Raw genomic sequence first — 25,181 nt, 5'->3', positions numbered from 1 at the left:
ACCGATGGCCCTTGCCTTGGCTCACGCGCTAGGCAAAGGCGTGCGTTGGATGCGATGGTTTTCACTGTCAAGCACATGAACACGATCCTTGGAATCAACGACTAAACTCCAAGGATCGTCGAGCTGGCCACTGCCAACTCCAGGTGTTCCCCAGTTGCCCAGAAAAGCCCCGCTGGCGTCAACGCGTGTGATCCGCTGATTGCCGTACTCGCAAATCACCGCGCCACCATCTTTAAGTACAAACAGACCATAGGGGTAGTGAAACTGCCCCGGCTGTGACCCCAGGTGGCCGAAGCTGTCAATCAATTCAGGTTTGTCAGGCTGCACGTTGAAGCGCTGAATGCGATGGTTCAACGCATCGGTGACCCATAACGTCTCGCCATCGATGTCGAGGCTTTGTGGACGGCGAAACCGGCCTTCAGCAGTTCCGGAACCATTCCACTGATACAAAAACGTTCCGTCCGGCGCGAACTTTTGAATGCGATCTGAATCGCCGTATTCACTGATATAAAAGTTACCCCGCCTGTCGGCCACGGCATCAGTGACAAAGGCGAACTCACCATTGCCGACTCCCGGCTCGCCACCGATCTCAAGGTCCTCTCTTCGCTGGCCATCACGTGTGTAAACCAGCATGCGATAGTAATGTGTGTCAGCGACCAGCAGCAGATCATCCTCTGGCCCACCGTCGGGATCGGGTTGCCACATCGTCATACCGGTTGGTCGCCCATTGGCGGTTTCAGGCGTGGACCATTGCCGCAACCAATTGCCATCGCGATCAAAGACTTGAATCCGACCGGTCGTGTCACAGATATACAACTGATCGAAGCGATCAATCGAGATCGCGCGCGGCTTCAAGAATCGCCCTTCGCTAAGCCCGCGCCGTCCCCAGATCAATTCCGCTTCGCTCGCCGACTGAAACGGTGCGCAACCGCTGGTGGCAACTGCCGAATAACCGATCGCCGCCTGCATTGCCAAACGCCGCAAACCGTCTCGCCTCGAAATTGTTTCTTCAGCGGCAGGCGTCGTTCTTCCCGGTTGCATGGAGGGTCACTTGTAAAGGTTGACGAACGGGGGCAGCGGTTGCCAGATCCGCTGCCTGTGATGAGGAGGCGACGAATCGATTGACGAAAAATCAGTGAGCTCGATTGAAAAATCGCCGCGTCTAGGCTCGCTGGACAGTATACCTGCAAAGCGTGCTTTTTTCGCACAATCGCTGCTTGAATTGAGGGGGCGTGACGCCGCCAAATCGCTGATTTGGTTGAACAATCTGGGGCCAGCGAGTGGAAATTTCCGGGCGACTTGTGAATTAATTTCACTGCACCTTACAATAGACGCTCGGCACCGGCCATCGGAAGGCCTTCAACACGCGCGTGTTCTGCAGTGCCATGCCGCCTTTTCAGGATTCACTGACATCATGACTCAGGTCTTTGATCTTCGCCAAACCGACGATGCCCGTGATTTGATTCACCGGACCGTACAGGCGTTATCCGAAGGCAATGTGGTCGGCTTGCCCACAGACACTGTGTACGGACTGGCCGCTCACGCGTTGAATCCGGATGCGGTGGCCCGCTTGCTGGAACTGACCGGCAATGAATCGTCCCCTCTGGCGATTTCAGTTCGTAGCCGCCAGGCCGCGGAGGACTTTTTCTGGCCTGCGTCGGGGCTGGTGAAACGACTCAGCCATCGCTGCTGGCCGGGGCCGCTAACGCTGGTCACCACCTGCACAGACGCTCATTCGGCGATCACCGGATTACCTCCATCGGTCCGCTCCCAAATCACGGGAGATGGCGGTCAAATTGGGTTTCGAGTGGTGAAACATCGAATCTTAGAGGGGATTCATCGATTTATGGCCGCCCCCCTGGTATTGACCAGTGCCAATTGGCCCTCAGATCGACCACAATCTGACGCAGCCAGCCTGCTAGAACAGCATGCTGGCCAGATTCCGTTGCTGCTCGACGACGGCCCCACCCGCTACGGCGGACACTCTACAATCGTCGAGGTGATCGGAAACCGCTGGAAAATTTTGCGAGAAGGAGTGATTGAACGAGCTGCAATGAACCAATTCGTCAAGCCTGTGATTGTAATGGTGTGCACTGGAAACACCTGCCGAAGCCCGATGGCCGAAACGTTGATGCGCGAACAACTGCGCAAACGGTTTGGTTGCGAAGATGCCGTTCGCGTCCTGTCAGCCGGCGTCGCTGCCAACCCTGGGATGAGCGCGAGCCCCCAATCGATCGAAGTCATGGGCGAAAAAAAACTGGACCTAACCGGTCACAGCAGCCAACCCTTGACCGAAGATCTCATGAACACTGCTGACTTAGTGCTCACCATGACACGCTCGCATCGTTCAGCGATTCTCGCTGCTTGGCCGGAGATGCAAAATCAAGTGTTCACATTGCGTCAAGACAGCGGCGACATTGGCGACCCGATCGGGATGCCTACCGAAGCCTACCGACAGTGTGCCGAACAAATGGAAAAAGAGATCACATTCTGGCTGGACAAGCTTGGCCAAGACCTTGTCCCCGAATCTTGCAACGATAACGGCCCCTCCAACGAAGATAAGGAGTCAGCGTGATGCGCGTCGCACTGGGAAGTGATCACCGTGGTGTCCAAGTCAAATCACGTTTGATCCAGGCCTTACAGCAAGCCAAGTACGAAGTCTTCGATGAAGGCACTTTGGGCGATCAATCTGTTGACTATCCAGACTTTGCCGAAGCGGTTGCCAAACGTGTCGCCAGCGGCGAAGCACAACGCGGCATCTTGATCTGCGGCACTGGAATCGGCATGGCCATCACGGCCAACAAGTTCCGCGGTGTCCGAGCAGCACCCTGCTATGACGAAGTCATGGTTGAAATGAGCCGCCGCCACAATGATATCAATGTTCTTTGCTTGCCTGGTGATCTGATCGGCGATCGCTCCATTGATGACATGGTCTTGCGATGGCTACAGACAGAATTCGATGGAGGCCGCCATGCTGACCGGTTGGCCAAGATTGACAAGATCGAAGAACAAACCACGGCCACGCAAGACATCTCTAGCACATGATCGCCCACTGGGATGACCTGATTGGTAATCCACAACTGAAGCCTCGTTTTTCTAACGCCATCGGGCAACAACGACTTGGCGGCAGCTTGCTGTTCACAGGTCCACCTGGAATTGGAAAACGGAGTGTCGCCACCCTGCTCGCTCGCACCTTGCTGTGCGAGCGATCCCAACCGAAGGACATGTCGCCATGCGGTGAGTGCCCCGCCTGTGCTCAAGTGGACGCCGAAACGCATCCCGATGTGATTCGCGTCCGGAAACCAGATGACAAAACGCTGATTCCAATCGACCTGCTGATCGGTGCTCCAGACGTTCGGATGCAAGAAGGCTTTTGCCGCGATATTCGACTGAGTCCATACGCTGGAAAACGCAAGATTGCGATTCTTGAAGACGCAGACTTCTTAAACGAAGAAGGCGCCAACTGCTTGCTGAAAACTCTGGAAGAGCCGCCCAATGATGCTCTGATCATCCTGGTTGGCACCAGCGAACAAAAGCAACTTCCAACGATTCGATCGCGCTGCCAAGCCGTTCGCTTTCAACCGCTTTCAAATGAACAAGCAATTCAGCTCATCATCGAAAAGCATCAGATCGAAGCTGGCAATACAGATGTTCAACAAGCCGTGGAAATGGCAACCGGAGACATTCCCGTTGCACTGCGTTTCCTAGATGCTGAAACGCGAGAATTCGCAAAGACGCTCGGCAACACGCTTTCCAAACCAGCACCCGATCCGATTTCTCTGCGCCGACTGATCAATGATCGAGTCGAACAAGCCGGCAAAGAGCCACGCGTTAAACGCGCCGCGCTGCGCGATATTTTCTCCATCTGCATCCAACATTATCGGCGCCTGGTACGGCACGAAGCAAGCCACTACCAGTCGCGGCCCATCACGCTGGCGCGGCTCGACCGCAGTGTTCGTGCCGTGCGTGAACTCGATCGAATGGCCAATGTCTCAACGCTGATCGATTGCTTTGCTGCCGACATCGCCGCCGGAACCACCGGCGACCGCGGAGACATCGGTTCCTAGTGCTCTGAATCCCTTTCCATCCGCGTCACCGATTGCGATAAGCTCCATCCCTGAATCCGGAATCACCTGTCACCAATTGATCCAGGACCAGGATCCAGTGTCTTTTCCAAACGCGGCTTTCCAGCGAATCCATTCCGCGACGCGAGTCCCAGCCCAGCAAAGCTTAAACTCCAGACAACACTTGATGATTTTCGGAATCAGAAACCAAGTACGTGTCCTGAGTCACATCGACTGCACTACCGGCCGGAATCACTGCCACTCCATGAGGGCGTTTTAACCGGTAAGGCGTCTGCAACAGTTCGACGAGATTCTTGCGTTGATCGATCCGGCGAATGGCATGGTTTTCCGTATCGGCGATCAGCACGCGTTGCTGAGAATCGAGCGCGATTCCCTTGGGGCCGCGAAACTCTGCTTCAAGCGGATCGCCTCCGTCACCTCGAAAGCCCTTCTCGCCCGTGCCAGCGAAATGCACAATCTTGCCGGTGACGCGATCAATGCGCCAAATACTATTGCCTTCACGCAAAACCAACCAAATAGACTTCGGGCCAATCGCTAGAGAACGTGGGCCAAAAACCGGTTGCAAGTTGGCCGTTCGATGACTGGTGGGCAACGCTCCTCTGCCTGTGCCGGCAAGGTTCCGCACCAGTCCGCTGCGCAAATCGATTCGCCGCACGCGATGATTCAAGGTGTCGGCAACAATACAGCCTGTTGGATCGAGCACAATACTGTGCGGCTGATTAAAACGCGCCTGCGTCGCAATGATGTTGTCCCCACCGTAACCTGGCTTGCCATTACCAGCCAAGGTGATCACCACACCGGTCTTGGCATCAATGCGACGGATGCAATGATTGCGAGTGTCAGCAACAAAAAGGTTCCCCCGTGAATCGGCGCGAATCTCATGAGGCGCATTAAACGTCGCCGATAGAGCGGGCCCTCCGTCACCGCTATAGCCTTGCTTGCCAGTGCCAGCGAATCGACGAATGGTCCCCTGCTTGCGAGACAGTTGCCAGATCGAATGATCATCAACGGTACTAAAATAGATCCAGTTCGGCGTCACCTCAATGCCGTAGGGATTCCTCATCGCGATCTCGAGTGGATCACTGGGCTGATCAGCGCTTGGTGAATCACTGGACCCTGTCCCTGAAAAAACCTCCCAGCGGATCCGCGACGCGTCATCGGCAAGGCTGACGCCCGTGGCAGCCATCGAGGCCATGGCGACCAGACCGGCCTGAGATAAAGAGCGTTGCCCAAACGTGCGTCGCGAAATCATTTCACCTGCTCCGTGCATGAACTGGTGCAACCACCAGCGTAAGAATTGAGTGCTAATGCTCGACAGTCTACTCGATTCTAGACGGCTTGTTGATCAGAGAGAGTGGAACCGATGGCTGCGTTCACAAGATGAAAGGCGATCTAACAGGTCGCCCAAATACACCGTTAGCCGACGGTGAGGCAAACAAAAACGCCAGCTTGGCTGAATGACCAAGCTGGCGTGAGTTGTTTGACGAATCAGCGATGAAGCGGCAGATTCTGCGATCAGGAAAACCGGATTACTTTTTGCTAGACAGCGAGGTCGCTGTGGTCTGCGTGTAATTTGACTCGGATTCCGACTCTGATTGCGAACCTTCTGAAGCGGCGTTCGCCATGCGAGTGACTTCGCTGACAACCGCTTGGGCAGCACGCAATTCCAGAGGCGAGAACCAGCGGATGTTGCCGGTGTACTTGCTTTCGGCCTTGTTCATTGATGCCAACTTTTGCCAGGACAGGTCGTCGGTCAGGTGCCACGCAGCAGCTTGTGCAGTGTTTTGAGCAATTTGACCGCTGCCCAATGCTTCGCATAGAGCGTGCACGCGACCGTCCTTGGTGACTTTGTCCAAGGGGATGATGGTGTAAGCCATCTTTGGGTTGGGATCGGGACGACCATGCTCCAGGCAAACGGTCGTCAGAGCGCGTTTGAACTCGCGTTTGGGAGCAATGCGGAACATGCCGCCTTGCATTCCCATGCCGCCGCCGCCCATGCCACCCATGCCGCCGCCCATGCCACCGCCCATGCCGCCGCCCATACCGCCGCCCATGGCTTGACCGCCGCCGCCCATGCCTCCCATGCCGCCGCCCATGCCTCCCATGCCGCCGCCCATACCGCCCATGCCACCACCCATCCCGCCGAACTGGCGATTGATTGGTACACCGGCGAACTTCTCAGGAAGCTTCACCGTCAGTGGCTTATCGGTCTTATTGCGAACGATCAAGTTAGCCTTTTCAGGTCCCAGGGGGATGAACTTAACGTCAACCTTGCCTTCTTCCATGGCATTGAACAAAGTAGCCGAGGCTTCAGCTTCTTGCTTGGCGGGAGCTTCTGCTATTGCGACCACAGAGCCCAACGCAAACGAGCAAGATAAAAAGCCCGCAAACAAACGGCGAGTGATCAGTTTTCTGGAATGAGACACGTTCAATTTCCTTGTGCGATGAGGCCAAATGGAGCGTCTTGTTGGGCTCCGTTTCGCCGTGGAATTGGGGATGCAATCACCGATTAGTCAGCAACCAAATGGACAATGCTTCAAATCGTCTGCCAGCGGTTACCGGAGGTGAAACAGAACTTATGAGGAAGAAGGCGTTTGATTTGCGTCCCGAATTCCCCAGGGGATTTTCGCAAATCTTTCCTCAAAGTCACTTTCAGCATAGTTCGGCAGCATGCCCACACCAAGTGAAAAGCGTCCTGAAGAAGTTTGGGAAACACGGATTTTTCGAAATTTCACGATGCGGTCAGGCAGTTCCCCGTCGCCAACCCCGATCTTGACGGTTTTGACGGTTCGTTCCATGCCCTTCTGAGGTCTTGATTTCCCAATTCGGGGCGGCTGGAGAGACTTTGGTGGAGTGGCAGGCGGGGCGGGCGGTGGAAACAAAAAGCGGTTGGACTTCTCGAGTGATCGAAAGCCCAACCGCTTGTGCAAAAACCAAAGCACGTGGTCGCCCACGGAAGACAAGCGAACTTTCATCTTCGTGGCACAATCCCACTCAAAGCAGCATCGAGCTGACTGTCGAGCCAACTCGAGCTGGCAACACCTGTTTTTCGGCAGCCAAGGAAAGTTCTGTCGAGTTGAAACGACCAATCCGCAGTCCGTGAAGCAGCCTGAAAATGGTCGATTCACCTGGGCTAACTTTGCCGCTTCAACAAACGTGAGACGCCGCCTCTGACCGCCGTCGACGGCCGCGCCCACACCTCGTCCCGAGCGAAAGCATGAACCGCGCCCAGAAATCCCCACCGCTTTGAAAACCAGACCGAAATTAGCCCGAACGCAAAGCCTAAGGAACCCAGGAGCCCTGCGAAAGCTAGGCAACTCCGCAGCAACCGGGACCACCCCAGCAACCGGGACTGTCCCCATCCTGAACTCAAGAAACGCCTGCGGACAGCCTCGCGAACACATGTCCTCGCCGCATCGACCACCGGGACTGTCCCCATCCTGAAATGATTCGCAACCGGATTCGCAGCGGGGACTGTCCCCATCCTGAAATTGATTCGAGGCGGGGACTGTCCCCGCCTTGAAGCAATGCGAGGATAGACAAATGGCGAAGTATGGAGGCCCTGCAGGAAAGGGGAAGCTTCCGGCAACGGGGACTGTCCCTGTCGTGAAAATCATGCCGAGACGGGCTGATCCGGCCACGCCCCGGTCGGCCGGGACTCTAGAACGCTCGATTCCATCCCAACTCAACGGGGCACTCACGGCGGTGATCCACTGCTTTGACGACGCCCCGCTGCCAGCAAGTACAAGTTGTCGCACCCCTTGTCCCAGGCCCTTCGCCCCCCGAATTCCCTCACTGCACAGGACACGACTGAATCTTTTACATCACCGTTACAAACTTTGGTCGTCGGCGTGACAGAGCAGCCGCCTGCAACCGATAGAATTCCTGCACCTTTGAAACGCCGCATGCTACTGTCGTGCGGGCGTGACCAACCAGACATCATGCAGGAAGTACACCCCATGGCCAACGCGATCGAGCCAAAAACTGAGTCTGAACAAGACCCGGTTGCTCTGGAAAATGAACTCGACGGCGGACCGACTCAGACAACTCTGAGCCCCCCTACTCAAGATGACGTTGTTGACCCATTGACTGAGCCAGCAGACGATCAGCCTAGCAAACGATCAGCCACTTCAACTGAGCCGCCAGCTTCTTCGCGCCGCCGCAAGAACAATATTTCTTGGGCCGCTGCCATCTGGCTGACGCTGGCTCACGTGGTCGTCATCGCCGCAGCCCCCTTCACGTTCACCTGGGCTGGATTCTGGACTGCCGTGGGATTTCACTGGCTAACCGGGAGCATCGGAATCTGCCTGGGCTATCACCGACTGCTGACCCACTCAGGAATGAAAACCAAACCATGGCTGCGTTACACCTTGGCAACCATCGGCACCATGGCCGGTGAAGGCTCGCCACTAAGCTGGGTCTCTGATCACCGCAAACACCACAAGTTTAGCGACTTGCAAGGTGACCCGCACTCGCCTCACGACGGCGGCCTGTGGAGCCACATGTTCTGGCTGGCCTTCCACACCTACGATGACGATCGCGAAGCGTACATGAAAAAGTGGGCTCCAGACTTGTATCGAGAACGCGGCATGCGAATGCTGGACTACTTGTTCCTGCCACTGCACATTCTGAGCGGTCTGATCCTGCTTGGCATCGGCTGGGCAATCGGTGGCCCAAGCTTGGGTGCTTCACTGTTGGTCTGGGGACTGTTTGTCCGCTTGGTCTTCGTGTTGCACGCCACCTGGATGGTCAACAGTGCCTCTCACATCTGGGGCTACCGAAACTACGAAACCACAGATGACAGTCGCAACAACTGGCTGGTTGCAATCGTCGCTTATGGTGAAGGCTGGCACAACAATCACCATGCTTGGCCACGTATGGCAAAGCACGGCCACCGCTGGTGGGAGTTTGACATCACCTGGCAAGCCATTCGTGTCTTGCGAGCATTAGGCCTGGTCTGGGACGTGGTGGATTATCGTACCGCAGCGGAAAAGAAAGCCAAGCAAGAAACGAACAAAGCAGCGAGCTAAACTCCGCGGCTTCGGTGGGGTGCGTGCTTGTCACGCACCCTTTTTTGATGCGTCTTGAGTGCCTTGGGCTGTTCGCCAGACCACCCTTGGCCTGCGTTTTACATCTGCGAATAAGCCGCAGGCTGCAAGACAAACAGGTCAATCTTGCTGACCGTGCCCTTGTACTTGGCGACCTTCTTCAAGACCTGCCAATCGGGATGCACCCGAAAAGCATCCCAGGCTTTGCCACGAGCTTCTTCATTGGGATACACCGTCAAGTAAGTCAAGTTGGGTGTCTGAGGTCCGATCAAAGCCTGGCCAATGAAGATCGGCGTGATGCCACAATCCAAGAAGATGGGTACTTCGCCGTTGTTGAACATCTCAACCTTAAGATTCCCGCGACGCTCGTTGGCACTTTCATACAAACGCAACTCATAAACGCGATCTTTGTTCTCCAGCACATTCTTCTCCACCGTCACCTCCGGCCAACACTTCATCCCCACCAACAGCTCGCTTGAAATCCTGGCAAAGGGAGCGTCTCTTGGTTCTCGATTGAGATAGCTTTCCGCATCGGCCTGATAGCGTTTGTCACCCTGCAGCTCCATGGCAACCTTGGTCATCTGATCAGCACTGTCGTAGGGAATCGTGACCACAACGATTTTCTGCTCGTTCTTATCCGCAGGCGCTTGCGTGAAAACACCGACGGGACGGATGCCCTGTCGGTTCAGGGCCGGCAAAAGCGCCATACTCAAGTATTGGTCAACCGCCTTGGCGTCTCCGTTTTCGCCCAAATGATAGGTGCGAACTTCAACGTACTGCTGCTTGGCGTCCGATTGTGCTTGGGCCTTCGACCCCACCGCAAACACAGACAAAGCCGCCAGAGCCACGACCAGGGGAAATCGAGAAACGTTCATATCTAGGAAAGTCCATCAAGTGATGCAAGAAGAAAACGACCAGACTCAGCGCTGATCACCGTTTCCAATGATAACACGCAGGCCTCTCAAGTTGGCCAGCCTCCATTCGCAGACGCCAGAAGAACTGTCCGCTGGACAACAGCCGAAACCATCACGGAACTCTTCACTCCGTGCAGCAAATCGCAATCAGGATCCCAGGGCAAAATCGGGGCGCTCCCCTGGATGGATTGGCTAAAAACTGCCATCCTGCACTGCGCCCCAAGTGACGGCAGTTTTTGCCTTGAACGTTTCGCCTTGATTCTTCACTGCTTGCGGCGTCTTTGCGGACGTCCCTACTTCACCAACACAGCCATCGAGACCATCACATGATCGGGTTGGAGCCAGACATCCTCAGTCAATTGAATCTGTCCCTGCAATTTGCCGATGCCACGCAGTGGCTGAGCTCGCTCAGCTGGAATCATTGGCTGCCGCTGGCTGAAGCCACCGCGGGCAGCGCCGAAGCCACGGCCGAATCGCTCTTCAGCATCGGTGGCATCATGACCCTACTGATGCTGGTCTTGCTGCAAGCCGTACTGGGCTTTGACAATCTGCTTTACATTTCCATTGAAAGCAAACGTGTTCCCGAAGAACACCAATCCAACGTGCGCAGATGGGGCATCGGCCTGGCGATTGTATTTCGCATCGTCCTGCTGTACATCGTCCTCGCGCTGCTGGAGATCCTGGAGGAGTCGTTCTTTGACTGCAACACCAAGGCCATCACGATGCAAATGAGCGGCCACGCACTGATTGTGATCGGTGGTGGAGCATTTATTCTGTGGACCGCATTGAAAGAAATCTATCACTTGCTGGCGATCCCGAACCTGGACCAAGACGAACCTCACGCAAAGAAAGGCAACTCGGTCGGCAAAGCCATCGCCTTGATTGTCACCATGAACTTGGTCTTTTCATTCGATTCCATCCTCAGCGCCAAAGCGTTGACCGACAACAAAGCCATCATGGCCGTCGCCATTGTCATCAGCGGCTTGCTGATGATCTTCCTTGCCGATCATGTCTCCGCGTTTCTCAAGAAGAATCGGATGTATGAAGTCCTGGGCCTGTTCATCCTGTTTATCGTAGGCGTCATGTTGGTCAGCGAAGGTGGTCACTTGGCAAAGCTAGAACTGTTTGGCTATCACGTCGAAGCAATGGCCAAGAGCACGTTCTACTTTGTCTTGTTCGTCTTGATCGTGGTCGACGTTGTCCAAAGCCGGTACCAAAAGAAGTTGTTGATGCAACAAGAGCGACTGCGTGAAGCCGTCACAGAGGAACCAGGACCCACTGAATCCAACGAGTAACCTGACTAAGCCAACGAGGAAGCAAATGCCGCCAACGACAACCCTGTGCTCAAAAACATCGAGCCACGCGTGCGGCGGCTGATTTCATTCCCCGGAAACATTTCAAAACACTGCCTGGTAAGATAGACTCACCAGCCCATTCACTCCCCTGCCCCATCCTCACACATTGACGCGACGATCGCGTCCAGGAGCTCCCACATGCGGCACTTCCTCGCTTCAGTTGTTTGTTTGGCAGCGGCCACATTGATTGGCTGCAATCAGTCGTCTGATCTTCCCGAATCGCCAACGGAATCGGGTGCGCCGACGGAAACAGGCACACCAGCAGACGAGACCTCCACCACCGACACACAGAAGACCGGTATGCTTCGCCACGCAGTTTTCTTTGCCTTCAAGGACGAATCGACTCCGGAACAAGTCCAAGAAGTCGTGGATGCCTTTGCAGCCCTGCCCAGCAAAATCGACGCGATCACGGATTTCCAGTATGGCGTCAACAACAGCCCCGAAGGCTTCAACGATGGATTCACTCACTGCTTCCTGCTGACCTTCGCAGACGACGCGGGCCGCAAGACTTACCTGCCGCACCCAGCACACAAAGCGTTCGGAGACGTCCTGCGTCCCCATATGGAAGACGTGTTTGTGATTGATTACTGGGGTGACCCTAGCCAACAGCATCCAGAGAAAGCATTGCAGCACGCGGTGTTCTTTCAGTTCAAAGCTGACGCGGACCCAGCCAAGATCAAGGAAGTCGAAGACGCGTTTGCAGCCTTGCCTGGAAAGATCGACGCCATCAAGGCCTTTGAATGGGGCCAGAACAACAGCCCAGAGAAACACGACGACGGGTTCACCCACGCCTTCCTTGTCACCTTTGACAGCGAAAAGGGACGCGAGACGTACTTACCACACCTGGACCACGAAGCGTTCGTGAAACTGATCGGCCCCGTGCTGGAACGACCTCGCGTGCTGGACTTCTGGGCCTTGAAACCGGGTGACGAAAACGCACCCGCCGCCGAGTGAATCAAGTCAGGCAATGCCTCAACCAGGAGACAAGCAACATGCTTCATGCAGTGATTATGGCAGGTGGTAGCGGAACGCGTTTTTGGCCAGCAAGTCGCAAACTTGTGCCGAAACAACTGCTGCCACTGGCCGGCGAAAGCACCATGATCCAAGCGACCAGCGAGCGAATCGAATCGCTGATCCCCAGTGATCGCCAAATGATTGTGACAAACGAAATTCTGGTGGACGCAATCGCCAAGCAACTGCCCAACATGCCACGGGAGAACTTAGTCGGTGAACCAGCCAAGCGAGACACGGCACCCTGCATCGGCTTGGCTGCGGCGCTTGTCGCAGCAAAAGACCCCGAAGGCCTGATGGTCGTCATGCCTTCGGATCACGTGATTGGAACCAACGACCAGTTTTGCGATGCCATTAGCGCCGCCGAAACGTTGGTCAACGAAGATCCCACTCGGATCGTGACGTTCGGCATTCAGCCCACGTATCCCGCTGAATCGTTCGGCTACATCCAGCGCGGCAGCGAACTCGATTCAAGTCACCAACTGGCGCCCAGTTTTGACGTCGAACGCTTCCGCGAGAAACCCGATCGCCAGACGGCAACGCAGTATCTTGAGTCAGGCGACTTCTATTGGAACAGTGGAATCTTTCTATGGAAAGCCTCCACCATTCTGGATGCTCTGAAGCAAAACCAGCCCGCAATGTTCCAACACATCCAAACCATCGCCCAAGCGATCGGCACTCCGGAATACGAGCAAGTGCTGAAAGACGAGTTCTGTGCCATCGAAGGCACGAGCATTGATTACGCCGTGATGGAAAACTATCCCAATGTTTGTGTGATTGAAGCTCCATTCAAATGGGACGACGTCGGCAGCTGGCAATCACTGGGTCGTTTACATCCCAGTGATCCAAGTGGCAATACGGTGGTGGGCGATCACCTAGGCATCGACACCCGTGACACGATCGTGTACTCCAATCCAGACCACACGGTCGTCACGATCGGCGTCAAGGACTTGATCATCGTGCAAACCGAAGGAGCGACCCTGGTGGCTCCCAAAAGTGAAGAAGAACGGGTTCGCGAGGCTGTCAAAGCGCTACAGTCCTCCGGCCGTGATCACTTGCTGTAGTCAATCATGCCCTGCGAGAGAGTCACTGAAGTGGCGGGATGCCGCTTCGCCTGGCCTCGTGAGGTGATTTCCCGTCGCGCATGACGGAAAACCAGGGCTCGACGTGACAGTGGGCGCAATTTCTGAGCCAGGTGATTAAGATACAACGCGCTAAACGCCGAATCTAAACTCACCGCCTCTTCGGCTGTTCCATCGGTTCGGCGGTTCAATCGGCAATTTCCCGAGAATCGCTCGCCAAGCCACCTTCGCCCCTTCTGGATCCGTCATGCGGCTGCACCTGATTTTGCTCGCCTCCCTGTTGATTTTGGTTGCCTCACCGCACGCGGTGGAGGGCCAGGCCCCTGATGAAACTCAGTCGCCGAGAGCAGAATTGGTACGGCAACTGGATTCCACGGCCTCGGCCGGTGGTCGAGATCGCGCCTTTGCAATTGGCGCCCTGGCTCGGATCGGAAGCTGGTCCGAAGTGGACCATTGGCTGGCCACCTACAGCACCATCAAAGAGAACGACAAACTGGCCGAAGCAGCCGAATTGATTGGCAAAGACACCCTGCTGCGAATCTCACTGCATGACGGATTAACGGATGGTGGCCGAGCGGGATTGGACAAGATCCTGCAAGGCACGGACGACTTTCTGCACGATCGGCAACGTCTCTCCGCAGCACTGAAACAACTCGCTGGCGACAGCGTCGATGAAACTCTCAGTGCTCGACGCACATTGATCAGTGGTGGCAATGCCTCCATCGAAATTCTCTTAGAAGCGATCGGCCAGGGAATCCAAGGCAATCAGTACAACCAAGCGGTGGGATTGCTCAAGAGCTTTGGTGAACAGTCCGTCAATGCAGCCGATCAACTTTCCACCTACGGCAACGAAACTGTCCGCGGCAACGTCTTGCGCGTCCTGCAACGACTCTCATCAGAGGCTGCGGTAAACAATTCACTCAGTGCCGCGTTTGCGGTTGATGCCAGTGACAGCGAAACTCAAGTGGCTCGGGCACTGATTGGCAACGGAATCACACGTGACCTCGCTCGGCAACAACTCGTGCGAGCCCTGAACACGGCTCAGCAAATTGCCGACAACACGCCGCGCGATTTGAAACCAGCCATGCTGTGGTCGGTCAACGCACAACGTAGCGCCGTGACCGAGGCAGCAAGCACCGAATTCTTCTTGCGTTATCGAAATGTCTATGACGCCGCCCAACGTCTGCGACGCATTGGCGAGCTACCCATTTCCGATCAACGCCAAGTGTTGGCCTGCGACTTGGCTTACCGGTTGATCGCCGATCCACAATGGGGCGACCCGGATCAAATCAAAACGGTCCAGGGCCTGTACCCTGGCCAGCTGACCACAAAGAACTTGCTGGCGGTGATGAGTCAGGCCAAAGACAACATGCCGGCCGTGCTTGGCATCCTGCGTTTATTGCAAAACACCATCGATCCGGCGAACCCACGCGACTACTTGGTTCAAGAGTCCGGTGGTGGATCAAGTGCGTTGGTCGATCTGGTGTCCAACCCGTATCCCATCATTCGCTTTGAAGCAGCAGCACTGATCCATCAGGTCTTGGAGCAATCCCCGGAGTTTTCATTCCCACGCCAAAGCTTCTATCGCAAGACGCTTAGCGAGATGTCTGCACTGACCGAGAAGCCGATTGCCATCGTGTTGGAGACTCGCCCTCAAGTGATCAGCATCGAAGAATCGATCTTGGCCGAAATGGGATACCACGTGAAATCTGCGTCAAGCATGACACAGCTTGAAAAGCTCGTGGGCCAAGGCGGCGACATTCGCTTGATCGTCTGCAAGCTCGCACCGCCAGACGGAAGCTCCATCGAAGCGGTGGATCGGACTCGGCGACTTCCTGCAGGTCGCCTTGCTTCAGTCATTATCTTCCATGACGACACGTCGCCGCAAAAGAGCATCGACCGAGTGCAGTGGCAGCTGAATGAAAATCGCTGGCAAGCGAAGGATGCCGCCGGCGTTTACCTCATGGATCTCCCCGGCTCAGGAGCGGCGTACTATCCCGTGCTGACCGATCAAGTTTCCTTCCGTCGCGTGCCCGCCATGACTGAGGTGCAACGCAAAGTTTTCCAGCGTCTCGGCACTGACGCCCTGCAAGGCGCTCAATCAACCCCATAATGACATGGGTCGCTACGCAGCGACGCCGTTTTTAGCTATGGTGGCAATGACTGCTGCGACGGAGGCGTGTCCTGAACACACTGGCCCCTCAACACACTGGCCCCTCAACACACTGGCCCCTCAACACACTGGCTCCTGAACACACTGGCCACTTTGCCGGATCTCCCCCTCAGGGCGGCCGGCCTTCGGGGCTTTCTGAGGTTCTACGCCATGGTCACGACGCTGCTGCGTTGACGACTCGTGAAGCGCCGGACAAAATGAACCAAGGAATGGCGATTTTTCAATGATTCTTTGCCGCTCGTTGCGGTCCGTTGAAGACAGCGCTCCATTCAATCGACGTGCCGATGCTAGGTAATGCTTCAAACAACCGACAAGACGCCGCCCCAGCGGGGATCATCGGCACCTGCGATGCGATGCGGAAAGTGTATCGCATCACGCGGCGAGTGGCCGTTAGCAACGCCTCAGTCTTGATCCTCGGTGAAACCGGTGTGGGAAAAGAGCTGATCGCTGGCGCCGTTCACCAACTTAGCCACCGTAGCGGCCGACCTTTCGTTCGAGTGAACTGTGGTGCTCTAAGCGAAAGCCTGCTCGAAAGCGAACTCTTTGGGCACGTGCGTGGAGCCTTCACCGGAGCGGTCAATAACCGTACCGGTCGCTTTGAAGCTGCCGAAGGCGGCACCATCTTCTTGGATGAAATCAACAGCACCTCACTGACACTGCAAGTCAAACTGTTGCGTGTCTTGCAAGAAAAGGAATTCGAACGCGTTGGTGACACCAGCACGCTCCGCACCGACGTTCGAATCATCGCAGCGAGTAACCGTAACCTGATGGACGAAGTCCGGGCAGGACGCTTTCGTGAAGACTTGTACTGGCGACTGAACGTCGTGCCCATCGAGATCCCACCGCTGCGTGATCGTCGCGAAGACGTGCCAGCATTGGTTTCGTTTTTCCTGGATCACTACAACGAATTGAACGATCGCTATGTCGCTCATATCGGCCCAGGCACGATGGAGGCAATGCAGGATTACCACTGGCCGGGAAACGTCCGTGAACTGCAAAACTATATCGAACGCGCCGTGGTGATGGCCGAGACCGATGAACTGCTCATCGACTTGCTGCCCGAATGCGTCACCTCTGGCAATCCCGGCACCATCATGTCCCCCTCCGGTGAACAACCCATTGACCTTGATTCGGCAACCAAATCGATGGTGTACATGGGGTTGAATCAAGCCGGCAAAGAATCCAACGATGTCTATCGAGAAGTCGTTGATCATGTCGAACGTGAATTGATCGCTCAAGTCCTGCGAGACTGCGGCGGCGTTCAAACCAAGGCCGCCACGCGCCTCGGCATGAACCGCAACACGCTGCATAAAAAGATCAAAGAGCTCGGCCTGGACGGATAGCCCAGCCAACAAGGCCACTCACCAAGAGTGGCGTCTCGTGTTGAAAATGCGCAAGCGGCAAGCTGCCACGGCGTGCGACGCTACTGCAACGCCTGTGCAATCAGCGCGATCGCAGCGCTTTGCATCGGAATGCTCATGCTGGGAAGCGCCGAACCATCTGCCGCCACTTGGGCTGGCGAAAGCGGCAAATGCACAAACAGGCACTGAGAGCGACCGCCTGTCATCGCCGAGAAATGCTGGCTTAGATACAACGTCGCGTTGCACAAAAACGTGCCCGCGTGATGCGAGATCTTTGACGGGATTCCAGCGTCACCTAATCGCTGATGGCAGGTGTGCAAATCACAATTGCTGCGGTAAGCGACCGGCCCATCAACTTGCAACGCGGTACCATCGGAACGTGTGTTGAGCCCGGTGCTTTCAAGTTGAACCACGCTGGCACCGGGGGACTGCCCGAGGTGAATCACGGTATCGAACCCTTGACTCAGATCGGCCTGCAAACGCTCTCGCATGACGGCCAAGTCGACCGGATAGCGGCGTGTAACCAGCTCCAAATCGCCGTCGTACCAGCTGGTCAAATCAATCAACGCCAACCAACTGGAATTCTCTTTCCAGCGATCATACGGTTCAAAGGCAGTTAATAAGATTCGAGTCACGAAGGTTAACCATCAGAAAAGAAACACAGTGCTGTCACCAAGCTCGTCGTATCAAACGGCGCCGAGACTTCAGGCCGCCCATCTCGGGCAACCCAACCTCGATGCGTCATGCTTGGAATACGGTTTCGCAGTTGGTAACAAGATAGTTTACCGTTAAGTGAAGGGTCGTGCTCAAACAACGTTGCAGCGATTGTTCCGATCATGTGGATTGGCTTCGCGGTTGGCCGAACGCCGAATGCTGACCGGATAGATGCAATCGATACAAAAGGTAAATGAGGAAGATTTGAACGACTGCGATGACCAACGGCGGCGTGCTGCGGACTCCAGTGAGACAGCTCTGCAGCCAGCCTCGCTCACGCTGCTGCTGAGCCACCATCAAGGCGCCCACCGAGCGTTTTTCGACCGGGTAAGGCAGAAACCAGTACGTCGTGTCCTCCCAGCCATCTGCTGTCCGCCGAAAACCCGTTGGCGATTGAGCGTTGGAATCGGCCGATGCGTCTTTGATGGTGAAATCAACTTCATCGCGAAACCGCGAAGGCGCGCATCCAGAAAACAAGCAAACAGCGCTGAGCGCAACGGTGAGAATTAAAATCTTGGCAGGGAACATGCCCTGCTTGAGTAGCAACCCTCATACCGGCCACCCAATCCAGCTAAACAAGCGTTTTTTGTCGCGTCCACACCCATCGCGTTGCGTCTAGACCACACCGGCATGTTGCCAAAATGCAACGTCCCAGCAAACCAGTCGCCTCAAGGCAGTCGAGCAACGCTCCCCAGCGACAGCACCAGACGGCCATCACCAGACAGCAGGACCGAAGGCGTTCCATCCTTGGCCGGGAAGACGCGTCTTGCCTGGGGTGGCTCACGCGTCAGCCGCTGTTGGTGGAAGAGTGATGCCGTTAATAACCCAAGCCCAGTCGCAGCATGAATGCGGTGCCCAGATTCAAGTTATCCTGCGGGTTGTAGCGATACACAATTTGACGTTCAAAGGCGACACCCAAGTCAAAGAACCAGGATCGCTGGCCTGCTCGCATTCGCTCCGTTGGCCCCCACTCCCAGCCACCACGAAAGCGAATGTCGTTGTAGTCGAACTGATCTTCACGCCCATCGTCACGATCAATGGTCCAAGAACCTCCACCGTATTCGCCTTCCAAGTACCACCAGACATCGTGCGTCCCGATCGTCGCGAGGTAACGTGCGTACCGTGGTTCAGGAAAGAACAGATCGATCTTGGTTCCTGGATTGGGACGACAGAACACACCGAATGCTGGCAACATCTTGATGTCCACGCGATCGTAGTAAATGATCCCCAGCTTAAACGTCGTGGTGGGCGTGAGCCGGACGACACCGAGTCCCCGTCCCCGAAACAGAATCCCGTCGGAGCGTGCCAGATTCCACTCCGAAAACGAACCAACGCTGAACAACAGTTCAGCACCGATGATCTGATCCGGATTCGAACGCCAAGAGAAATCCAAGGACGCACCATAAGTGCTGCCTGGCAAGTCTGCACCGGTGGAAGCCTCGGGCCCAGAAAACGTATTGACGGAAAACGCTGGAGCAATGTACAGCGGTTGCTGTGACCACAGAAAACTTGGCCATGCAAACGCTAACGCCACGTCGGTCATGTTGATCTCAACACCATTGACCGAATTGCTGTCGTAGATCCAGGAGTGACGAAAACGCAGTCGCTGGACGATCCGTGTTGGATTGAATCCAGAAAATGCCGGCATCGGTGTTCCATTGATGCCTCCTGGGAACAACGTTCCAGGCATCGCACTGGGATAGATCGAGTTAGCACTATCGTAAGGTGCTGGCGGATAGCTTGGCGGATAAGCGGGCGACGGATAAGCGGTTCCACCCATCGCAGGAGCTGGCATCACGGATCCGCCGACGTTGGCGGGCGCTGCAAGGGGAACGCCTGTAGGACTGGCTAGGCCGCCGAAATTAATCAATGGCGGCGGTTGAGTTGCCAAGCCGCCATAAGCTGGCGCTCCCGGAACAGAATACGGTGTTGCCGGTGCAAACATTCCACCGCTGCCTTGACCGGGACCAAACACCGTTCCCGTTGGCATGCCGCCTGCCGCAGGAGCCCCCAGAGTCGTTGGTGCCTGGGCTGGAACAGCATAGGGATCAAACGTAGAAAACGGTGGCGGGCCCGCACTGATTGCTGGTCCGGCGGGCGGTACAGTATTGAATGGTGTGGTCGTGATCGCAGGCTGTCCGGCGGGCGCAGCAACGCCGCCTGGCACCAAGCCCACTTGCGCATGGGCGATGCCACCGAACAACTGCGTTGTGAGCATTCCGACCAAGAAGACACAAGCGACCAAACAACGGACCAAGGCACGGCCGGATCGCTTGCTTCGCTGTGGACGACGCCGATCTGTTTTCGTTCGTGATGCAATCAAGGATGAATTCATACCGTTAACAATCAACGTTCGACTGCATGCCGATTTCGCTGAGAATAGAGGTGGATTGACACGAGTGATTTCTTCTGGAGCGAACTGCCCCGGATTCAAGGTTTCCCTGGTGGTCACGATTCCGTGCGTTCAGAAAGACTTCAACTCCAGTGTCTTCACTGCCGTTAAGTGCAGTGGCACACATCAGCGGGAATAACGGTTCAAGCACGGGCCGGTCAAGATCGCCCCGGCATTAGATCCCTGAAACTTGAGCCTTTTTAGAAAGAATCAGCAAATGAGGGACCGCCCTAGCGACGGAACCAATGCTTGCGCTTGACGTTGCAAGGCCGAGTGAGGTCAAAAAAGGGCGACATTCGCTTGGCTTGAAACAAACTCATCCATTTGTGTAGCCCCTCGCTTTCGATCAATTCCGTCTCGGCCCGACTGCTAGGAACCACCCAGTAAAGCTGCAGAGCAACACCTGGAGTGGCCTCTGACACCAATGGCTGGGTGTCGCTGGACACAGTGGACATCAAAACCACACAGTCACACAGCACGTGCTCCGCTTCCCAGCCCGGCATCTGTTCACATCGCAGCACGGTTCCGATTCCGAACTTGCCGTCATGATCGAGCGCCCCCTGCCCCGCTGCACTAAGAAACCGTGCCGCAGCGTTATCGTGATGAGTGGTGTACAGAACCAGCTCGGACCGCAAGAGACGCCGATCCGTCGTTCCAACCAAATCACGAACGTTCAAACCGTTGGTGACCATCGTGGTAAAGTCGCGCCCCTGACGAGGTGAAAAGCAGTCCACCGAAAGGCCAACTTGGCCAGCAACCGAGAATGCCTCCGCCGACCCCAGCAATCGTGTTAATGCGTCGCTACGCAGTCGCCCAACCGCTGCTTGATCAACTTCGGATCTCTCGGGTGATCGATCCGCTGGGACCCGCCATCGATTCGACGAAGTCGTTACCGGCGTTTCACTGGAGTCTTCACCGGCTTGCTCGCGACGATCTCGCCAAGAGCTACTTTGCGCCAACGGGGACTCGGCGGCCAGAGTTTCAGGTGACTGATCACCAGCCTGCTCGGCGGCCAGAGTGGTTGCTAAGCGAGCTCCCGAACCCTGGTCCTGGCCTTGAGCCTCACCAGGACTCAGCCCCAAAGCACGCAACGTGGGCGGATTCGCGGCCGCCTCTGAACTTGAAAACAATGGCATTTCAGTCTCAGACGCTTCCTGCTGGCCGCGCTGCTTGAGTTCCTGATGCAAGCGATCGATCAGTTCGGTCTGAGCTTGCATCTGCTGATGCATGGCCTGAAACGTTTCACGCAGCGAATGATTCTCACGGGCGAGCTGTCCGGTTTGCTCGCGCAACGACTGCAATTCCTGATGCACGGGACTTAACAGTTCCGTGATCGATGACGCGACTTGATCACGCACCTCGGCTGCTGGATCACTTGCCCGGGCTGCTGGATCACTGGGCCCGGTAACTGGATCACTGGGCAGCGTCGAAGCAGCATTGGCTGGAAAGGTTAACGAAGTCACCGTCCCCGCGGCAATCCACACACCTTGATCGGAACGAATGGACGATTGCTGGCGCAAAACGCGCGCGTCAACATAGACTTGCAACTGCTGCAGAGAGAACGGCCCTTTTTCGCCGTGTTTCGTCCTGATATACCACTGTTGACTCATACATAAAACGCCAAGCTACATTCTGGTGCTGGTTCCTTTGGTCAATGCCATGAAGGCTGATTCCAAGTCAAGTTCTTCTTCAGAGAATCGTTTCAGATCCACATCGTTCTCAATCAACAGTTTGGCAAGATCCCCGTACTGCTGGACGTCTGGTTTCAAGACCACGCGAATCGCGGCATCGCCGGGCTGACACTCCTGGACCTTTTCGTGATCGCTCAACAAATCGTTGATCAACGAGAGTTGTGAAGTCTCGTTTGGTGTAATGACCAGCACAACGTATTGCCGAACCATTCTCAACACATCGGTGACCTTGGCGTTGTGAACTAGAACACCTTTGTCAATGATGCCAACTTTGTTACATACATCAGCAAGCTCAGGCAGAATGTGACTACTGACAATGATGGTTTTTCCCATCTGGCCAAGCTTTCGAAGCAAGTTCCGCATCTCGATCCGTGCTCTCGGATCCAAACCCGACAAGGGTTCATCAAGCAATAACACCTGAGGATCATGCAGCAGGGTTCGCGCCAAACCGAGCCGTTGTGTTTGACCTCGAGAAAGCGTATTGGCGAACGCGTCACGTTTAAAATCTAAGTCAACGATCTCCAACATTTCATTGACGCGTCGACGGCGATCCTCGCCCATGATGCGATAGGACGCCGCAAAGAACTCAAGGTATTCCACGACGGTCATGTCATCATAAACGCCGAAAAAGTCGGGCATGTAACCAACCAATCGGCGAATTTCCTTCGGAGCGGTGTGAACTGAATGACCACACACGTAGGCTTCACCGGAAGTCGGTTCCAGGAGCGTGGAAATGATCCGCATGGTGGTTGTTTTTCCAGCACCATTGGGTCCGATGAAACCGAACAAGTCACCGGCTTCTAAATCCAAATCCACCCCGCGAATCGCGAAGGCATCACCATACTTTTTTGTTAAATCGACTGTTTTGATCACGGCTAGCTCGGAAAGTCTAAATTAATCGAGTCGTGTTTCGCGAACGGGCAGAACAATGCGGACAAAGGAGATCGTTTGGCCAGCGGGAATCAGGGACTCTGATTGACTGTGATCTTTGATGTGCAAATCGTAAACCGGTTGCTCCGTACGGCCTATCAAGAGGCAACGATCACCGGCCAGCAATGAAGATGCATCCCAGCGACTGAGCACGTCGTCGCGCAAACCCGTGTACAGTTCACCGCCAATCAAGTCATAAAACATCAACATCTCGGCAACTCGAGTCGGATGATTGAAATCACCCGCCTTCCAGGCCTCGGTTTGCATGCCCTCTTCGCCCTGCGAAGATTGCTGAGTCAATTGCCAGCGGTAGTTCTTCCGCCGCAGCTCTTCCAAACCCGGAATCCCTTGGCCGGCCAAAATCCTGGTCGGCAACTTATAGGCAACGTTCCCGTAGACCAAGACTGCATCCACCAAATCAACCGGCAGCGGGTTGGTCAACGTCCCACGCAAAATCTCACTTTGCGGACGCCGAGTGATTTCCAGTGAAGGATCCACTTTGGTCTGGAATGCCGTCTGTGAAATCACAGACTTACTGCTCCGCGGAGCCAGCACCAGTCCCGTGAGCGAAGAAGTGATTTGACGAAGATCTGCATCGCTGGAAACGTTGACTCCATAACGTGGAAAACCAATCGCATCGGTCGACAGAGGAATCCCACCGAACGGTCGCCCCACGAAGCCGAACGGATAAGCCATCGATTCAGCAACCGCCGGTGCGACGTCGGCCTGATCGGAAGCGGAACTCGGACCGCTGACCGACCGCGTCACCGTTTCATAGTCGGCTCTCTGGCGAAATCCGACATCGATTTGTCGCGCCTGATGTGTGTAAATGGATGACCACACCAAGGATCGTCCCTGTCCCTGTACCAAATCAAAATCAGTGATCTGCAACTGATTGGCACGCAACGATTCTGACTGAGCATCAACTGGGATGTCGCCCTGAACATTGCCCTGATTATCGGATGGACTCTCGCCGGCCCCTGAGGTTTGCGTCGCCAATCGTGGTCGAGCTTGGAAAAGCAGCAATCCGGAAAGCACGACGCAAACGAGCGGAAACGTCAGCCAACCCAACAGCGGTCGCCCAAAGAAACGATTGATCAACAGGTAATCCAATGGACCGATCAAGGCCACCAACACCAACACGATCAACGAGAGAAAGGCAAACGAAACCGAGGCTTTGATGGGAAACTGTTCCAGCGTCGATCGCATCTGGCCTGCCAAGTCGTCAAACGACTGTGACGTATTCAACTTGCTCAACCCGTCTTGATTATCCACATCCAGCAAATCGCCTGAAATCCGAGTCAAGCACTGCAACCGTTCGGGCCAAGTGTCAAACGGGGCGCGATCAAAGTCCGCCGTGATCGCCGTTAACACTCCAAATCCGTACACGTAACTGGCAACCAAGGGAGCCGAGACGCGACGAGTGGTCTTACCAGAGACCAACATGCGACCGCGTTTTTTAGGCAAACGCACACCTTGGAACTCCGACAAACGCGTCGAACTGACGGTGAAGGACTCGAAGTCTGCGGGATCATATCGATCCATTCGAAGGTCCGAGAGACCGATCGCATCTCCAATCCAGGGCGCGACCTTCAGCAACTCGGGCGCGTACTGCCCCAAGCAAACCATGACTCGACCGCCCTGCCCTATCCAACGGAACAATGCCTCATGCTGCGCGGGCTTCATCTGCTGCAAAATGCCCAACCCTGAACTGTTGATCAGCACCATGTCGACTCCGGAATAACCCACAGCCGACCAAGGCAATGAAGCGGCTGACTGAACGTTGGTCACCGCAACCGAACCCAGCTTGTCAACCATAACGTTCGAGGTCCCAAGCTTGTCGATCCCCAACGGATCACCGATCGAAACCACCCACGGTGTTTGCGAAGGGATCAGCGCAGGGCCCCGCAAGGGGTTGCCCGCCTCTGGGAACCGAGTCTGCACCACCACTTGCTCAGCAGATGAACTCAGGTCGCTTGCCGATGCCTCGTCTGAATCACTGTCACCGTTGGAGCCAGCGGCATGAAGGGCCAAGGGTGCCGCTTCAACACCGACCGCGACGTAACCTAATTCTCGGCCGGCATCGACCGCGACGTCAAAGGGAGGATAGCTGCTGTAGCTAACGTCATTCCCGTCCCCATCTCGCGTCACGATCCGCAATTGGCCACGCTGCCAATCTTTCGATGCCTGATCCTTGGATGACATCCGGATGGCAGTCAAATGCCCCAGGCGATAATGGCCCTCGATCCCAACCACGACGCCTTGTGAATCGCTAACGGCACGTTTTGATTGCGTCTCTGGCTGCTGAGCAAAGGCAATGCCGGCAAAAGCCAACGCAAAAACCAAGCAGATCGATCGAGTAAACAATGGAATCACAGAACTAATCAGATGATGAACACGAAAGTAAAGGCAATTCTAAATGACT

At 55.5% G+C, this 25,181-nt stretch carries 20 protein-coding genes; 9 read left to right on the top strand and 11 right to left on the bottom strand.

The window, feature by feature from the left end:
• Nucleotides 1–21 precede the first annotated feature (21 nt).
• Entirely contained in the window at nucleotides 22–1,041 is a 1,020-nt protein-coding gene (locus SV7mr_RS03015; RefSeq protein ID WP_145269092.1) for an SMP-30/gluconolactonase/LRE family protein, read from the bottom strand.
• Between the two features lie 373 nt (nucleotides 1,042–1,414).
• Here SV7mr_RS03015 and SV7mr_RS03010 point away from each other — a divergent pair, with 373 nt between their 5' ends.
• Genes SV7mr_RS03010 through SV7mr_RS03000 form a run of 3 tightly spaced genes read left to right on the top strand, consistent with a single transcriptional unit; the run spans nucleotide 1,415 to nucleotide 4,067 of the window.
• Entirely contained in the window at nucleotides 1,415–2,575 is a 1,161-nt protein-coding gene (locus tag SV7mr_RS03010; RefSeq protein WP_145269089.1) for a Sua5/YciO/YrdC/YwlC family protein, read from the top strand.
• Nucleotides 2,575–3,045 (top strand): ribose 5-phosphate isomerase B, encoded by a 471-nt coding sequence (gene rpiB, locus SV7mr_RS03005; RefSeq protein ID WP_145269087.1) that lies wholly within the window; start codon nucleotides 2,575–2,577, stop codon nucleotides 3,043–3,045. The genes SV7mr_RS03010 and rpiB overlap by 1 nt, the downstream gene beginning before the upstream one ends.
• Nucleotides 3,042–4,067: a DNA polymerase III subunit gene (locus tag SV7mr_RS03000; protein ID WP_145269085.1), complete on the top strand. Its 1,026-nt coding sequence runs from the start codon at nucleotides 3,042–3,044 to the stop codon at nucleotides 4,065–4,067. The genes rpiB and SV7mr_RS03000 overlap by 4 nt, the downstream gene beginning before the upstream one ends.
• Before the next feature lie 163 nt (nucleotides 4,068–4,230).
• Here the strand turns inward: SV7mr_RS03000 and SV7mr_RS02995 are convergent, their stop codons facing one another.
• From SV7mr_RS02995 to SV7mr_RS02980, 3 genes are all read right to left on the bottom strand, one after another.
• Complete coding sequence (locus SV7mr_RS02995) at nucleotides 4,231–5,337, bottom strand: NHL repeat-containing protein (RefSeq protein ID WP_419188020.1); 1,107 nt, start codon at nucleotides 5,335–5,337, stop codon at nucleotides 4,231–4,233.
• A 277-nt stretch (nucleotides 5,338–5,614) separates the two neighbouring features.
• On the bottom strand, nucleotides 5,615–6,511 hold the full coding sequence (locus SV7mr_RS25030; RefSeq protein ID WP_419188019.1) for a hypothetical protein: 897 nt from the start codon (nucleotides 6,509–6,511) through the stop codon (nucleotides 5,615–5,617).
• Nucleotides 6,512–6,661: 150 nt separating this feature from the next.
• Entirely contained in the window at nucleotides 6,662–6,883 is a 222-nt protein-coding gene (locus SV7mr_RS02980) for a hypothetical protein (RefSeq protein WP_145269081.1), read from the bottom strand.
• Nucleotides 6,884–7,990: 1,107 nt separating this feature from the next.
• On the opposite strand from SV7mr_RS02980, the gene SV7mr_RS02975 reads away from it, so the two are divergent.
• Nucleotides 7,991–9,115, top strand: coding sequence for an acyl-CoA desaturase (locus tag SV7mr_RS02975; protein WP_419188018.1), 1,125 nt, complete (start codon nucleotides 7,991–7,993; stop codon nucleotides 9,113–9,115).
• 98 nt (nucleotides 9,116–9,213) lie between these two features.
• Here the strand turns inward: SV7mr_RS02975 and SV7mr_RS02970 are convergent, their stop codons facing one another.
• On the bottom strand, nucleotides 9,214–10,008 hold the full coding sequence (locus SV7mr_RS02970) for an NIPSNAP family protein (RefSeq protein ID WP_145269079.1): 795 nt from the start codon (nucleotides 10,006–10,008) through the stop codon (nucleotides 9,214–9,216).
• Nucleotides 10,009–10,373: 365 nt separating this feature from the next.
• Between SV7mr_RS02970 and SV7mr_RS02965 the strand changes: the two genes are divergently transcribed.
• The 5 genes from SV7mr_RS02965 (at nucleotide 10,374) to SV7mr_RS02945 (ending at nucleotide 17,011) form a co-directional block, all read left to right on the top strand.
• Nucleotides 10,374–11,342, top strand: a complete 969-nt coding sequence (locus SV7mr_RS02965; RefSeq protein ID WP_473163670.1) for a TerC family protein — start codon at nucleotides 10,374–10,376, stop codon at nucleotides 11,340–11,342.
• A gap of 198 nt (nucleotides 11,343–11,540) precedes the next feature.
• Entirely contained in the window at nucleotides 11,541–12,356 is an 816-nt protein-coding gene (locus SV7mr_RS25880; RefSeq protein ID WP_473163669.1) for a Dabb family protein, read from the top strand.
• 38 nt (nucleotides 12,357–12,394) lie between these two features.
• Nucleotides 12,395–13,477: a mannose-1-phosphate guanylyltransferase gene (locus SV7mr_RS02955; RefSeq protein ID WP_145269078.1), complete on the top strand. Its 1,083-nt coding sequence runs from the start codon at nucleotides 12,395–12,397 to the stop codon at nucleotides 13,475–13,477.
• Nucleotides 13,478–13,742: 265 nt separating this feature from the next.
• On the top strand, nucleotides 13,743–15,608 hold the full coding sequence (locus tag SV7mr_RS02950; protein ID WP_145269076.1) for a hypothetical protein: 1,866 nt from the start codon (nucleotides 13,743–13,745) through the stop codon (nucleotides 15,606–15,608).
• Nucleotides 15,609–16,021: 413 nt separating this feature from the next.
• Entirely contained in the window at nucleotides 16,022–17,011 is a 990-nt protein-coding gene (locus tag SV7mr_RS02945; RefSeq protein WP_419188440.1) for a sigma-54 interaction domain-containing protein, read from the top strand.
• An 80-nt stretch (nucleotides 17,012–17,091) separates the two neighbouring features.
• Here the strand turns inward: SV7mr_RS02945 and SV7mr_RS02940 are convergent, their stop codons facing one another.
• From SV7mr_RS02940 to SV7mr_RS02915, 6 genes are all read right to left on the bottom strand, one after another.
• Nucleotides 17,092–17,664 (bottom strand): pyroglutamyl-peptidase I, encoded by a 573-nt coding sequence (locus tag SV7mr_RS02940; protein WP_145269072.1) that lies wholly within the window; start codon nucleotides 17,662–17,664, stop codon nucleotides 17,092–17,094.
• 199 nt (nucleotides 17,665–17,863) lie between these two features.
• Nucleotides 17,864–18,271, bottom strand: a complete 408-nt coding sequence (locus SV7mr_RS02935) for a hypothetical protein (RefSeq protein WP_145269070.1) — start codon at nucleotides 18,269–18,271, stop codon at nucleotides 17,864–17,866.
• A 289-nt stretch (nucleotides 18,272–18,560) separates the two neighbouring features.
• Nucleotides 18,561–20,078: a hypothetical protein gene (locus SV7mr_RS02930; RefSeq protein ID WP_145269068.1), complete on the bottom strand. Its 1,518-nt coding sequence runs from the start codon at nucleotides 20,076–20,078 to the stop codon at nucleotides 18,561–18,563.
• 287 nt (nucleotides 20,079–20,365) lie between these two features.
• Entirely contained in the window at nucleotides 20,366–21,745 is a 1,380-nt protein-coding gene (locus SV7mr_RS02925) for a suppressor of fused domain protein (RefSeq protein ID WP_145269066.1), read from the bottom strand.
• 15 nt (nucleotides 21,746–21,760) lie between these two features.
• Nucleotides 21,761–22,699 carry an ABC transporter ATP-binding protein gene (locus SV7mr_RS02920; RefSeq protein WP_145269064.1) on the bottom strand — a complete coding sequence of 313 codons (939 nt, stop codon included), beginning with the start codon at nucleotides 22,697–22,699 and terminating at the stop codon, nucleotides 21,761–21,763.
• Between the two features lie 21 nt (nucleotides 22,700–22,720).
• Entirely contained in the window at nucleotides 22,721–25,132 is a 2,412-nt protein-coding gene (locus SV7mr_RS02915; RefSeq protein ID WP_145269062.1) for a hypothetical protein, read from the bottom strand.
• Between the last annotated feature and the right edge of the window lie 49 nt (nucleotides 25,133–25,181).

It is taken from the genome of Stieleria bergensis (assembly GCA_007745635.1).
Lineage (GTDB): Bacteria > Planctomycetota > Planctomycetia > Pirellulales > Pirellulaceae > Stieleria > Stieleria bergensis.
The sequence above is the reverse complement of the archived record's forward strand: the minus strand, read 5'-3'. Positions and strand labels throughout refer to the sequence as shown.

Excerpts from the sequence above, each read along its gene's own strand:
- SV7mr_RS03015 (WP_145269092.1), bottom strand. The coding sequence starts at position 1,041 with ATGCAACCGGGAAGAACGACGCCTGCCGCTGAAGAAACAATTTCGAGG.
- SV7mr_RS03010 (WP_145269089.1), top strand. The coding sequence starts at position 1,415 with ATGACTCAGGTCTTTGATCTTCGCCAAACCGACGATGCCCGTGATTTG.
- rpiB (WP_145269087.1), top strand. The coding sequence starts at position 2,575 with ATGCGCGTCGCACTGGGAAGTGATCACCGTGGTGTCCAAGTCAAATCA.
- SV7mr_RS03000 (WP_145269085.1), top strand. The coding sequence starts at position 3,042 with ATGATCGCCCACTGGGATGACCTGATTGGTAATCCACAACTGAAGCCT.
- SV7mr_RS02995 (WP_419188020.1), bottom strand. The coding sequence starts at position 5,337 with ATGATTTCGCGACGCACGTTTGGGCAACGCTCTTTATCTCAGGCCGGT.
- SV7mr_RS02980 (WP_145269081.1), bottom strand. The coding sequence starts at position 6,883 with ATGGAACGAACCGTCAAAACCGTCAAGATCGGGGTTGGCGACGGGGAA.
- SV7mr_RS02975 (WP_419188018.1), top strand. The coding sequence starts at position 7,991 with ATGCTACTGTCGTGCGGGCGTGACCAACCAGACATCATGCAGGAAGTA.
- SV7mr_RS02970 (WP_145269079.1), bottom strand. The coding sequence starts at position 10,008 with ATGAACGTTTCTCGATTTCCCCTGGTCGTGGCTCTGGCGGCTTTGTCT.
- SV7mr_RS02965 (WP_473163670.1), top strand. The coding sequence starts at position 10,374 with ATGATCGGGTTGGAGCCAGACATCCTCAGTCAATTGAATCTGTCCCTG.
- SV7mr_RS25880 (WP_473163669.1), top strand. The coding sequence starts at position 11,541 with ATGCGGCACTTCCTCGCTTCAGTTGTTTGTTTGGCAGCGGCCACATTG.
- SV7mr_RS02955 (WP_145269078.1), top strand. The coding sequence starts at position 12,395 with ATGCTTCATGCAGTGATTATGGCAGGTGGTAGCGGAACGCGTTTTTGG.
- SV7mr_RS02950 (WP_145269076.1), top strand. The coding sequence starts at position 13,743 with ATGCGGCTGCACCTGATTTTGCTCGCCTCCCTGTTGATTTTGGTTGCC.
- SV7mr_RS02945 (WP_419188440.1), top strand. The coding sequence starts at position 16,022 with ATGCGGAAAGTGTATCGCATCACGCGGCGAGTGGCCGTTAGCAACGCC.
- SV7mr_RS02935 (WP_145269070.1), bottom strand. The coding sequence starts at position 18,271 with ATGTTCCCTGCCAAGATTTTAATTCTCACCGTTGCGCTCAGCGCTGTT.
- SV7mr_RS02930 (WP_145269068.1), bottom strand. The coding sequence starts at position 20,078 with ATGAATTCATCCTTGATTGCATCACGAACGAAAACAGATCGGCGTCGT.
- SV7mr_RS02925 (WP_145269066.1), bottom strand. The coding sequence starts at position 21,745 with ATGAGTCAACAGTGGTATATCAGGACGAAACACGGCGAAAAAGGGCCG.